Raw genomic sequence first — 13,465 nt, 5'->3', positions numbered from 1 at the left:
TATTCCAAATCAGAGGAGATGCACGATAAAGTGATAGGGACTTTCATCGAACGGGAATACTATTCTTTATAGGACAATCTAACCATTGGAGTCACGACCTATATAGTCTCCTGTAGCAGGACATGACAATTATTGCTGACTTATATCTTTCATGGATGTTTCTGCCAATAAATAGTCTTTTTTCGAGGTTTATTTATTGCACCATATTTAGATACAAAACAGGCGGAAATAAAAAACAATCCAATAACAAATATTGCTATTTTAAATTAATTTTTTGATTTAAAAGGTAATTATTTTTCTGGATTGACGTTGGTAATAATTATAGTATTGATAATTATCATCAATGGTGATCATACCTTTGAGTTATCTTGATTATGAAAAATTTTTTCCACAGCCATATAGATATCGTTAGTTAATATGGATTAACCATCTTACTAATATGTTTTTTTTCCAATAATATGAGAATGGAATCACATGATGGGTGCTGCGATTGATAAGGACAATATATCTGCCGATACGGTGTCTTCTGCCCTTGACTGTTGTCAATTATTGTTGCAGTTGATTAAAGGTGAAGCTCAAGAAACGCCTTCTTTATCCTCTGATAGCAAGCTGAAATTTGCAGTAAAAGAATACGGTAAAGTACATAATGTTGATATGGCCTTATGCCGTTTAAAATTCCATAAGCTAACGCCAAAACAGCTACCTTTAGCCTTTCGAGATAAACAGGGAGGATTTGTTGTATTAGTACGCCTTGCTCCTGATCAGGCTCTGATCCAGTCTCCTTATTCTGCTTCACCTGAAATACTTCCTATTGAGGAGCTTGAAGCCAGATGGAGTTGTGAAGTGATCCAGTTGCGGGAAGGTTGCCACAGGTTCGATGTTTCCTGGTTTATTCCTGCCTTTATTCATCACCGCCACCTCCTCGGTGAGGTACTGATTTTCTCCCTGATGCTGCAACTACTCGCTCTTGTGGCGCCTTTGCTTTTTCAGGTAGTGATGGACAAGGTGTTGGTACACAGGGCATTGTCCACCTTGGATGTGCTGGTGATAGTGCTAATAGTGGTAGGGGTGTTCGAGGTGATACTCCGAGGGTTGCGTGAATACCTGTTTGCTCACACCGCTAACCGTATCGATATTGCCTTGGGCGTTAAACTATTCCGGCATTTGCTGGGTTTGCCTTTGCTCTACTTTAAGCACCGCCAGGTGGGCTCTATCATCACTCGGGTGCAAGAGCTTGACAGTATTCGTGACTTTTTGACTGGCTCTATGCTGACTTTGTGCGTGGATGTCGCCTTCACTTTTGTCTTCTTCGGGGTAATGGCCTGGCTGTCATTACCTCTGACTTGCGTGGTGCTGGCGTTATTACCCTTCTATTTCTTGTTGGCCTGGCTGAGTTCCAAACCGCTGCAACAGCGGATTGAACAGCAGTTCCAGACTGCGGCCTGCAATACCTCCTTTCTGAACGAATCTGTTAGCGGTGTCGAAACCATCAAGAGCCTGGCAGTGGAGCCAAATATGCAGCGACGTTGGGAGTCCCAGACTGCAAATATGGTTGAAGCCAGTTTTCGTACTCAGGTTCTTAATAGTTTCGTCAGCCACGGGGTAATGTTGCTACAGAAGGTTACGAGTGTCGGGATTATCTGGTTAGGGGCGAATATGGTTATTGCTCTGGAGCTGACCATTGGTCAGCTAATCGCGTTCAATATGATGGTGTCACATATCAGTCAACCTATCGCTAAGCTGATTGACCTGTGGCAGCAGTTTGTCCTGACCAGAGTCGCTGTTGACAAACTGGGCGACATGCTCAACCTGCCTGTTGAGCAGACACAGGGGGATATTTATCCCCAGACGCCGCTCAACGGTGATTTACAGCTGCGTAATTTGGTGTTCCGTTATCAACCCGATCAAGAGCCTGTATTGAAAGGAATAACTCTGCATATCAGGGCTGGCGAGTCCTTGGGAATAGTCGGTCCTTCCGGTTCAGGAAAAAGTACCCTGGCCCGCTTGCTACAGAGACTTTATGCTCCAGATGGAGGAGAGATCTTGATCGATGGCATGCCTCTACATCAACTAAATCCTACCTGCTTACGTAGCCAGATCGGGGTTGTGTTACAGGAGAATTACCTGTTCAACCGCAGTGTGCGCCATAACATTGCACTCAAGAATCCCACTGCTTCGTTGGAGGAAGTGATAACAGCCGCCAAATTAGCAGGTGCTCATGATTTTGTCCTCCAGTTGCCTCTGGGTTATGACACTGTGTTGGCTGAAGCGGGTAGCTCTCTGTCCGGGGGGCAGCGCCAACGTATTGCTATCGCTCGGGCGCTGATGGCTAATCCCAAAATTTTGATTTTTGACGAGGCGACAAGCGCCCTTGATGATGAGTCTCAAGCCCTAATCCAGGCCAATATGGCTGAGATTTCCCAGGGACGCACCGTTATCACCATTGCTCACCGCCTGTCTACGGTGCGTGATTGTGACCGCATAATCACTTTAGAACAGGGCCAGATCACTGAATCGGGCAGCCATCACCAGTTGCTGATTAAGGGAGGTTGCTACGCCAGACTATGGCAGTTGCAACAGGAATTACGGAAGGAGGTGGTGTGATGTCATTCAGGCACCTGAAAGCCGCACTTTTGGCCTGGCGTCAAGAACGTTATGCACCCAAGGCACCAAAGCGTACCCGTGACGAGTACGAGTTTCAACCCGGCTATCTGGAGATAGTTGAACGCCCTCCGGCACCTTGGGCAAGGCTCACTGCGGGGGCACTGACTCTGTTACTTCTAATCGCTTTGATCTGGTCGATTGTTGGTCGCCTGGATATCCATGCTAATGCTGTAGGGAAATTACTTGTATCCAGCAATTCGAAGGTAATTCAGCCCTTTGAAGTCGGTGAAATTGCGGAGATATTGGTCCGCGACGGCCAGAGAGTAAAAACGGGGGATGTACTTATCAAACTCAATACCATAGGCGTTGAAGCTGAATTGAAGGAGTTGCAGGAGCAGCTGAACTTCAAACAGTTGGAACAGGCGAGGTTACGGGCCCTGTTGACCGATACCCCTATTGAGAGTTTTGTGGTTCCGCAAAGTACGCCGCCAGCACAGGTCATGCAGGCGAGAGAGCATCTGGCGAGTACCTGGAAAGAAGTGATTGCCAATCTAAACAGTCTGGATGGCGAAATGAAGGTTAACCAAGCGAACCAGTATGCTCGTCGTGCCGATATCTCTGCGTTGGAGGATCTTGCAGCCAATATCAAGGTGCGCCTTGAAGCGCACCGGATTCTGGCCACCAAGAAATTGCTATCAAAAGTTGAGCTACTGGGGCAAGAGAGAGAAAGGCTGGAGGTAGAGCGTTCCCTTTCTCAACAACATGCCGAATTGGCTGTCCTTGAAGAGCAATATCAGGGATTGCAGGAAAGCCGAGAGCGCTACCTGGCTAAGATCAACCGTGAATATTATGATCAGTTGAATGAAGCGCAGGCTGCAATTGCTGTTATGGCACAGCAATTAATTAAAACCCGCGAGAGGTTGCGATTGTATACTCTGCGGGCACCGGTCGATGGTGTGGTGCAGCAATTGGCGATCCACACGCTGGGGGGCGTAGTGCAATCGGCCCAACAACTGATGGTGATCGTACCTGATGATACGCGCTTTGAAGCCGAAGTGATGGTGTTGAACAAGGATGTGGGATTTGTGCACGCAGGTCAGCCGGTGGAAATTAAGGTCGATGCTTTCCCTTATACCCGTTATGGCACCGTACGGGGCAAAGTGGCTCATGTCTCTAAGGATGCAGTTAAGGATGAGCAACTGGGGCTGGTATTCCCGGCACGGGTTAGAATGGAACGAACCTCTATCGCAGTGGATGGGCGTGAAGTCCCATTACAAGCAGGTATGAGTGTTACCGCCGAAATCCGTACCGGGGATAGACGGGTGATCGACTACCTGATCAGTCCGCTGCAACAGTACCAGTCCGAAGCATTGAAGGAACGATAATGCCAACTATTGAATCTACCCTATCAGAGCCATCTAACGGAGATGAGTCCACAGTAGTAGATAGTGGTCTTTTGGCTCTGGCCTACGCCGCCCGCCATTTCAATGTGGCGGTGGAGCCGAAGTTGTTGAGTCACCGTCTCGGGCGTACTCAGGGGAGCACAGACTACCAAGATCTTTGCCGTTGTGCCCAGTGGATCGGTTTGAGGGCTCGCTATATCACCACAGATATGAGCCGTCTCGAACATCTTTCCCTTCCTGTCTTACTGGATACAGAACTGGGTTGGTTAGTACTGGAAAGGGTTGAAGGTGAGTTTGTTGTCCTGTATCAGCCAAACGTGGGTAAAGAGAAGCACTATCCTCGGACTATTCTCGCCGACCATTGGCAAGGCAGGGTGGTGTTGCTGGCGGAAGCGACTGAACAACCGAAACGACAGAAGTTCGGCTTTGGCTGGTTTATGCCTTCCATTCGTAAACATGCCGCCCAGTTCAGAAACGTTCTCCTCGTGTCTTTGATGCTACAGTTGATCGCCTTAGTCACCCCCATGTTGTTCGAGAATGTGATCGATAGGGTTCTGGTCAGTCGCAGCTTGTCAAGTCTACAGGTGCTAGGATTTGCCATGCTTATCCTGGCCGTGTGCGAGCCAGTTTATAGTTTTCTCCGCTCCTGGCTGTTCGCTAACCTTGCCAGTAAAGTCAATGCTGAACTTTCCAGTCGTCTCTATCAGCACTTAATCGCCCTGCCAATGGACTATTTCCGGCAGCGTCAGACGGGAGAAATCATCGCCAGAGTGCGCGAAATGAGCCAGATACAACAGTTTCTTACCGGTTCGGCACTGACGATGGTACTGGATTTGGCTTTTGTCGGCTTGTTTGTGGCTGTGATGTTCTTCTATGCACCTGAGCTAACATGGTTGGTACTCGGCTCTCTGGTGCTCTATTTCCTGTTCTGGATGGTAGTTGGACCTGTGCTGCGTTCCCGTGTGTTGCGGGAATATGAGTTAAGGGCTGACAACACCGCTTTCCTGATCGAATCAGTTACCGGCATTGAAACGATTAAGACCAGTGCTACTGAGGCGGGTTTCTCGCGCCGTTGGGAGCACCAGCTATCTGCGTTTGTTCGTTCCTCGTTTCGCGCCAAAGTGGTAGGACTCCTCGCCGGACAAGGGATAGGGCTGATCCAGAAACTGACCTCCGCCCTGCTACTGTGGTGGGGAGCTATTATGGTGATGGAGGGAAAGCTCAGTCTGGGGGAGCTGGTGGCCTTTAATATGCTTTCTGAGCACGTTACCCAACCGATCCTGCGCTTAGCTCAGGTCTGGCAGGACTTTCAACACACTTTAATCTCACTGAACCGGCTCGGTGACATACTCGATGAAGAGGGAGAAAGCGGTAGCGGAGGTCTGGCTTCAATCCCCAGATTACAAGGTGGGGTGAGCTTCAGAGGTGTGCGCTTTCGCTACAATGAGGAAGGTCAGGAAGTATTACGTAACCTCAATATCGAAATGAGTCCCGGTGAATTTGTTGGTATTACAGGGCCATCAGGTTCGGGCAAATCCACCCTGACGCGGTTGTTACAGCGCCTTTATATTCCCCAACACGGGCAAGTATTAGTGGATGGGATCGACCTGGCGATTGCAGATCCGGTGGAGCTGCGTCGCAACATGAGTGTCGTACCACAAGAGAGTTTACTGTTTTCAGGCTCTGTTGCAGAAAACATCCGCCAATGTCGGCCGCAATCCAGTGATGCTGAAGTTATTCAGGTAGCAACTTTGGCTGGGGCAGACGAATTTATTCGCAGCCTGCCACAAGGATATAACACCCAGGTTGGTGAGAAGGGCGTGCTCCTGTCTGGTGGACAGCGTCAGCGCATCGCTCTGGCCAGAGCCTTGCTCACTAATCCCGGTATTTTGCTGCTGGATGAGGCCACAAGTGCCTTGGATTATGAATCGGAAGCGGCGGTGATAGCTAACTTGCAGCACATTGCTCAAGGCCGCACTGTGATCAGTGTTGCTCATCGCCTCAATACCTTGCGCCATGCTGATCGGATTTTGGTACTCGATCAGGGGCAAGTCGTTGAGCAGGGTAGCCACGAGCAATTGCTCGCCTTAGGTGGACTCTATGCCCGACTGTGGGCCTTGCAGATGAAAGAAAAAGTAACCCCGTAAAGATCATCAGTAGGATTTTTTTATAAGGAGAATTGCTATGCCTAATAACAGCTACCAATCGCTGCTTGTGTCTGCTCAGGCGGTACCCCGTCAGGGTAGCGCTGATATCCAACAGTTTGCTATCAATCCTGAGTTATTTGCGAAATTCAATACTATCAGTGCCGAGACACTGGTTAGAGCAGGGCGACTCCCGGCAGAAGGAAATGCCAAATTGGTGAAAGTTAAGTCAGGCTTATATGAGATTGAATACGCTGATCGAAGCCCGAATGAGATAGCCGGGAGTGATGCTAACAGCGTACCAGCCTATTTCCTTGGCTATAACGGTGCAAACCAGGCTAATACGTTGCCGGCCTATGTAGATATTCCCAAGCATACAATTCCGGGAAGTTTTCTGTTCACTGGATCGTTGTCAGGATGTTCACTGGTGGTGACCGATCTTGATGCTGATACTTACCGAGTCTATCACGACGGACGAGTCAACAGTTCGCTGCTATACGATAACGTGGTCATGGCAGTGGATTTTAAGGATTATCAGGTAGCAAATACCGCTGAAGGTCTCGCCGCGGCATACATGCAATACGTTGAGGGTAAATGGCAATTGGTGTTCCAGCGTCAGGAGTATCAGCGGGAAGGTCTGGATATCTGGCCGAAATTGCGTGGTGGTGAGGAACCAATATTGATTCAGGAGGCTGACAGTCAAGCGACTGAGCGTAGCAAGGCCCAATTCTCCACTTATCGTGAGAAGATTCATCAAAAACTGAAAAAGGCGGCTGCACAGTTTGGCGTGTCAGTTGAAGGGATCTCTGATGGTATATATGAACAGGGAGAATTTTCTCCTCATCATCCAGCAATTGCTGCGTGGATTAGGTTGCGTGACCAGATTCAGGCTGCGATCAGAGCCGAAACTCAGCCGTTGGTGGATACCCGAAATACACTCTATGAGGATCGACGAAACACCAGAGACAGTTCTAAGATTGCTCAGATTGATGAACAGATAAAGTATATCAATATCACGCTGGAGCACTACAAGGAGCAATACGATTCAGTCTTGCGTGAAGTGTTTTCCGTGGAACAAAGCTGGTTATGGCAGCAGATCAAGTCCAGAAACGGTATAGATGCAGTGGTGCGGATTGATGATACATCTATCCAAGGCGGCGGGCAGGAACGCGATTATAACGTGGGCGAGCGTTATGCTATTGCTGAAGCTTACCAGCGAAGTGGGCCGAGAAGTACTGAGTTTACCGATGGTTTACAGAGCTTTCAGGATATCACCATTCCAGGTTTTAACGATGGGATGTCAATTCTGGAGATGAAAAAACTGTTTCTTGATAGCCCGCTTACCCCTAAACAGCAGGGAGCCTTGAGTGGTCGTATCACTGAAGTTAGCCAGGCTGAATATATCGACAAAGTATTGAAGCAGACAGCGGTGTTCAGCGAGGACTTTCAGTATGCCGGTAGCAGCTTCAGTCGTCTGATACCACAAGATTTTTATTTGTCGTTGGTTGGAGATGCATCTGGTGGTCGTTGTTATCCCCTGGTCAGGGCTATGGCGGTAGCACTAGCCAACGGTGGTGAAGCAAGTATCAATAGCTTGGTGGAAAAACTCTTTTTTGCCGCAGCCTCCCCTCAAGCTGGCAGTTCCACACTGCTAAAAAACAGTCTGGTAAGACTGCACTCCAATGTTGAGGCTAACCAAGCGTCAAAAGCTCTGGAAGAGAAGGTTACCTTGTCTGAGGTTGTTTCTTTGTTGAAGGAAACGACGGGCACTTCGACGTTCGCCCTCAATACTCAAAACCATGCCATGATGGTGGGGAGCACTGTTGGAGCTAAAGGGCGTCGTTACTATTTCTATGATCCAAATTTCGGAATTTTTGCATTCGACAATTCGGGTAACCTCTTACATGCTATGGAAAAACATTTAGTCAAACGTGGTTTGGCTGTTCACTATAGTGCGTTTGGTAGTAAGTCTGTCCCTACCTTCAATCTGGTGGAGATCGATCCCGCCAGGATGGCAAGAGTCCCTGTAGGCAATGGCTTAGATGTTGCTGACTTGATCCGTCCTGACGAACTTGCCACTGTGATAGAACAACGACAGTGGGTCAAGCAAGCGGTCAATGCCGAAGTGAAAATTGCCGAGGATGCTCAGTTACGCACCACATTGGCTACCCTTGATGCTGAACAGTGGGGAGCAAAATTCGATAAGGCCATTACAGCGCTTACTCAGGAAAATAAGCTTGACCAGCGTTGGATGCCAGTCATTGGCAGTATTGAGGAACAGGGGGAAGGTCGTTACAGTATCCAATTCATCAATCGCGATCACCTGGAGGAGACGCGTTTGGTGAGCAGCAACGATGCCACTTTTTTCAAATTCCGTCGTTTCGTTGATGAACATATCCTCACTCTGGGCAAGCATTTTAACCTTGAACGCGGCCAGTTACAGTTCAATGGAGTACACGGTGAGGCAGCTCCGATTGATGGGCTGAATGCTGGATTTGCAGTGCAGACGCTAATCCAGTGGTTTGCCGACAAGAAGCGCAACGATGCGGCACATGGGAGTACTTCGCCTGATCTGGCCACCGCACTTAAAATCCATAGTTACCTTAACTATACCCAGATGATTCACGGAAACGTGAACGATGTCACCAACGTTATCAAGTTGGTGCGCACGGCGTTACGCGGTGAAGTGATGGTTGCGGAAACTTCGCTCAATCAGTTTTCTTCAACTCTGGCTCATACCGCCAATGAAGGCATAGGTGTGCTTCTTGGTGGTGCCTTGGTTGGGTTGGATGCCTATGAGCTAGCCCATGCCGAAACGGATACACAGAAGGCCGTGTTCGGAACCCAGCTGGCATTCGATTCAGCCAGCTTCGTTACAGGTGCTGCCGGGGTTGGTGCCGGATTGGTTGGCGCCTCGACGGCCTCTGCTGTACTTGGTGGCGCAGGCGTGATCCTTGGCGGGCTCGCAGTGGGCTTTACTGCTCTGGCTCAAGCTTTTGGTGCCGTTGCTGAGGATGTCAAGGCGGTGGGTCGTTACTTCGATATGCTCGACAAGGCTTACAAGGGCAATGGCTATCGGTATGACAGCGAGAATAAAGTATTGATACCATTAGCCGGGGCTGTGATTAAGACTCTGGATCTGCGTAATAATCAGATTAATTTTGACAGTCAGTACATTTATCGCACCCATTCAGGTCCTACTGGTTCAGGGAAAATCAATTATTTCTTCTGGGTCGGTGATTTTCCAAAGATGGTTCATGACCGCAGCCAGGCGATAGAGGTACGTAGCGGAATTGGCTACAAGGATGCCTCTCATAAATTCGATCATAGTGACAGTAGCGTATTAATCCTGCCGGGGACACCTAAATCCTTCATCAGGTACGAATATATGCAACTTCCTGGTGCAACAACGCGTCACGATACGGGTTTTGATGTTATTCGCAGACTTGAAGAGGATAAACGCTTCGATTACGATTTCTACATCTTCCCAGGTGAAGCGACGATCCGCAGGATCCATCAGGAGTATGTAGCAACGCCGATCGAAGTGGTGCTCGATCAACGCAACAGGAAACTGATAGTGCCTGAGCTCCCCAAGGAACTGCACGGCTATCTGCATTACGAAATCAAGGGGGCTGGTGGTGAATACCTGATCGGGTTGAATGAAGGCACCAGCGTGAAGCTCATCAGCGACGTCACCAACGCGGATGGCAGTAGTAATGTACCGTCGCGCTGGATCATCGATAGCAGTCAGCTCGCCAGTGATACTATCAATGTCTCGAAAAACCGACTGGTAGTCGGTGGCGTAGTGGTCGAACTCGATCCCGCTCAGAACGATCAGGTATTGGTAGTCAACGGCAAAAATGAAGTTAGTAAAGTCGATTTTTCCAATCTGACAACTCAGGTGATAAGCGAAGATGCGAACAAGTGGCAAATGCCCGGCCAGCAAATTGAGCAACACCTAAATGATCTGGCCAAAGCGCATCAGTTGCACGGACAGTATGTAGTAGTAGAGAACTACAATCACAACGGGCATGATGTTGGCCGAGCTTTCTATGACGTCTCCAACAAGCGAATGCTGTTCACCGATACTCCTCACGAACAAGCTAAACATGCCCAATTGGGTGCGGTGATGGGTGACCATGCTTATTTCTACGATGCCGATAATGCGGTAGCGTGGCGGGTAGATATAGCCACTGGACAAGTCAACGCGCAGTTTGAGCCATGGTTCAACCAGAATGCAGGCAAGATAAGTCGGTTATGGCAAGAAGGAGATGCAGTCTACTTGGCGCGCCGTTATCAGTTGGAGGAGAGAGAAGCTGAGTTGAGTTACCGGATCGCCGGTGACCGAATGGAGTTAGTGAGTGTAGTGGGTGATGATGAGTTACTCCAGCTTTCCGCACGCACAGATCGGCATGGTGACGAACTTAAGACTGTACTTCGGGGTTACAAGAGCAATAGCACTCAACGTGAAACTTCGGTGTATACATTGGGTGATCGGCTGATCGAACCGACCAGTGCCGAGTTGGTCACCATATTTGGTACGGATGCAGCCGGTGTGGCACACCGCTATTGGATACGTACCAGCGATGGAACACTGATTAAACCGAATCTGGCACCACCGAAAGAACAAACCTTGTACTCTAAAGAGCACGAACAGACTCGCAGTGCCTGGCAGATCCCAGCTGACCTTGTGTTAGCGGGTAGTATTTCCCGTCCCGCTGGCACGGAAGTGTTTTTCTTCTACAGTAAAAAGCAGAATGCTTTGTTCCGTCAGGAAGGCCCGGGTCAGGCTGTTCTTGACGCTAATCAACCCACTGCTTTGCGTATCAACACACCACCGTTAGCCAACGTAGTTAACCTGAATGGTAGCCTGCTTGCCATCACTGAGGATGGACGTGTAGCACAACTTGATGCATTGGGGCAACTTAACTACGAAGCAGTTAACGAGCATTGGCTTAAGGGACATCCCCACTGGTGGCAGGATCTGGTTAGTGTCACAAATGGCGGGGCCACTCTGGCGGTATTTGGAGTCAAGGGCACCGATGGCAAAAGCTTGTTGCCCGTGTGGTACCACAATGGACAAGTTGTGATGGCTTCAGCCATGCTACAGAGTAAGTCACTACAATTTCTGGGGTTCGAAGCTGATGGTACTTCTGCGCGTCTCTTTGAACCTGAAAGTGGTAAGCTATATCGCCAGCCAACTATGGCTACGAATGCATTGGCTGATGCTTTTGATTCCGGCTTCGTACTTAATGCTTCGGCACAACTTCCTGTTGCCAGTGAGTTGACACCTGAGTTGTCTCTTAAGGCGGCGCAACAGGTAGATGCTGGTATACGTCTGATCACAGTCAAGGGCGAGATCCTGATACGAGCTAATAACGGTGAATTGCGGTTAATCGGTGTTGACAAAGATTGGCACCAGAATAATGCTGCTCATTTGTCACAGGCACTCACTGAACTTGCCAATCAGTGGCAGGCCAAAGGGGTTCTGACCTTGCAGAATAACAATATGCAAGATTGGTTTGATGTTGACAGCGGTCAGATATTTTCCGGGAATGGAATTCCTGCCTCAGGCAATTTGCGTTTTCTGGGAATCGATGCCAAAAATAAGGCGGCGTATGTGTATAACCAACTGACTCAGGAGTTATACCAGAGTGATAGTAGTGGGGTAAAAATACTCAATAAATCCATTGGAATAGAGCGAATCAATTCATCTCTATTACTCCAAGGAGGTGAGGCTAATGATAATCTAAAGTTGCCGATTATTGATGGTATCGATAGTCTGGTACTGTATGGTGGAGCCAATCACGATACCTATCGATTCAGTGAAGAGATGTGGACCCACTACCGTACGGTGATCATCGATAATGACGATCCGGAACAGTCTTTAGATCGTCTGATCTTACCGATATCCAATCCGAAAAGTCTTCTCGTGAGCCGACACGATGACGACCTGATGTTGACCGACTCCGGCAATGGAACAGCATTGGTGGTGCGTCAGGTATTTGGTAACCAGGCCAAATCTCATCAGCATTTGCATATTAATCTGGCGGGCGCTACTTCGGTGATTGACGTGGCGCATCTAGTTGAGAATATGAGTAAACAAGGAGATACTCATAATATGCTGGTGGACTTATCCTGGGCCAGTAGGCAACCAGATATTGCCGCTCATACCGTCATTCCTGTTTTAGAGGTGGAAAGCCCGAGTCTGGTGAAGTTGAGCGAGGCTATGGCTTCATTCCCTGATATCGGCGGTGCTTATGAGCAGCTACGGCAAAATATACAACCTGTTAAGATTGAACAGCCGCTTTTGTTGCCTAATTCCAAATCTGTCATAGGGTAAAAACGAGAAATAATAGGAGGGGCTAAATGCCTCTCCTGTTTCTTTCTGTTTTCCACGTGCTTTTAGTTGATGACATCAGAACAATTGACCAAAGTTGCATATCTATCATTCAAAGCCGCCATCGCCGCTTTATGTACTGAATCTGCATCAACTAATGAACCATCAATATATTTTAAGTCACGGCTGGCACAAGCATCGGCACAGACAAAGTTTTCATATCCCAATTCTAGTGCTTTGATAGCTGTGGCAGTGACGCACATATGGCTCATAAAACCTGCCAATATAAGTTGCTTGCGACTAGCGAGTGACAGTAAGTCACTTAACTCTGTATTGTAAAACGAGCTAGGTAATGATTTAGTGATAATTTTTTCCTCTTTATTCGCTTCTAGCTCCTTAATTAACCCGAATTCTGTTTAAGCTGTTATTGAAAAATCGTTTTCCGAATAGAAAATGTTCAGTGATGGCTTTTTCCATTTAAGGCAGTAAGCAATCAGCCCACCTAAAACAGTCAGCAAAAATCCGTTTACACTTCGGTGGCGCGAGTGTTCTATTTGAGAAATTATTTTTAATTGTCCATTAATCGTTTCAATAATAAAACGCCTTGATAACATTATCTTATCCCATGCAGCTTGCAGACGGGCTTTCATGTTTCGGCGCTTTTGGGTGATGAAAGTCACACCGGTTTTGCCTAAATCGTCCGCGAGCTCTTGACTGAGGTAACCTTTATCACCGTAAAGAGATCCCGTTAATTCTGTTGTTAATTCGCGAACGGGCTCCCGATCATCCACATTACCGGCAGTCACTTTAAGCGCCAGAATTTCCCCCTGATGATTGACGACCAAATGTAACTTAAAACCGTAAAACCAACCCATTGAAGTTTTTCCGCGTTGGGCTATCCCCTGAAAGACCTGATGGCGGGGAATGCGGATGTTATGGCAAACTTTCAAACTGGTGGAATCAATAAAAGCAAT

Annotated in this window: 6 protein-coding genes; 4 read left to right on the top strand and 2 right to left on the bottom strand. The window is 48.2% G+C overall.

Going from position 1 to position 13,465, the window contains the following annotated elements; translation table 11 throughout:
* Positions 1-474: 474 nt before the first annotated feature.
* Genes Xets_RS06500 through Xets_RS06485 form a run of 4 tightly spaced genes read left to right on the top strand, consistent with a single transcriptional unit; the run spans position 475 to position 12,494 of the window.
* On the top strand, positions 475-2,604 hold the full coding sequence (locus Xets_RS06500; RefSeq protein ID WP_099133904.1) for a type I secretion system permease/ATPase: 2,130 nt from the start codon (positions 475-477) through the stop codon (positions 2,602-2,604).
* Positions 2,604-3,989, top strand: a complete 1,386-nt coding sequence (locus Xets_RS06495; RefSeq protein WP_187651357.1) for an HlyD family type I secretion periplasmic adaptor subunit — start codon at positions 2,604-2,606, stop codon at positions 3,987-3,989. The genes Xets_RS06500 and Xets_RS06495 overlap by 1 nt, the downstream gene beginning before the upstream one ends.
* Positions 3,989-6,154, top strand: coding sequence for a type I secretion system permease/ATPase (locus Xets_RS06490; protein WP_187651356.1), 2,166 nt, complete (start codon positions 3,989-3,991; stop codon positions 6,152-6,154). Before Xets_RS06495 ends, Xets_RS06490 begins: the two co-directional genes overlap by 1 nt.
* Before the next feature lie 37 nt (positions 6,155-6,191).
* Complete coding sequence (locus Xets_RS06485; protein WP_187651355.1) at positions 6,192-12,494, top strand: TcdA/TcdB pore-forming domain-containing protein; 6,303 nt, start codon at positions 6,192-6,194, stop codon at positions 12,492-12,494.
* Positions 12,495-12,556: 62 nt separating this feature from the next.
* Here Xets_RS06485 and Xets_RS06480 read toward each other — a convergent pair whose 3' ends face one another.
* Both Xets_RS06480 and Xets_RS06475 read right to left on the bottom strand, forming a co-directional pair.
* Entirely contained in the window at positions 12,557-12,892 is a 336-nt protein-coding gene (locus Xets_RS06480; protein WP_274540014.1) for an isochorismatase family protein, read from the bottom strand.
* Positions 12,893-12,907: 15 nt separating this feature from the next.
* Positions 12,908-13,465: IS982 family transposase (locus tag Xets_RS06475; RefSeq protein WP_187651354.1), on the bottom strand; the 558-nt coding region annotated here is incomplete at its 5' end.

It is taken from the genome of Xenorhabdus sp. TS4, from assembly GCF_014467265.1.
GTDB lineage: Bacteria > Pseudomonadota > Gammaproteobacteria > Enterobacterales > Enterobacteriaceae > Xenorhabdus > Xenorhabdus ehlersii.
This window is presented reverse-complemented; position numbering and strand designations above follow the sequence as displayed.

Bases quoted from the DNA above. Each gene is read 5' to 3' on its own strand.
- Xets_RS06500 (WP_099133904.1), top strand. From the start codon at position 475: ATGATGGGTGCTGCGATTGATAAGGACAATATATCTGCCGATACGGTG.
- Xets_RS06495 (WP_187651357.1), top strand. From the start codon at position 2,604: ATGTCATTCAGGCACCTGAAAGCCGCACTTTTGGCCTGGCGTCAAGAA.
- Xets_RS06490 (WP_187651356.1), top strand. From the start codon at position 3,989: ATGCCAACTATTGAATCTACCCTATCAGAGCCATCTAACGGAGATGAG.
- Xets_RS06485 (WP_187651355.1), top strand. From the start codon at position 6,192: ATGCCTAATAACAGCTACCAATCGCTGCTTGTGTCTGCTCAGGCGGTA.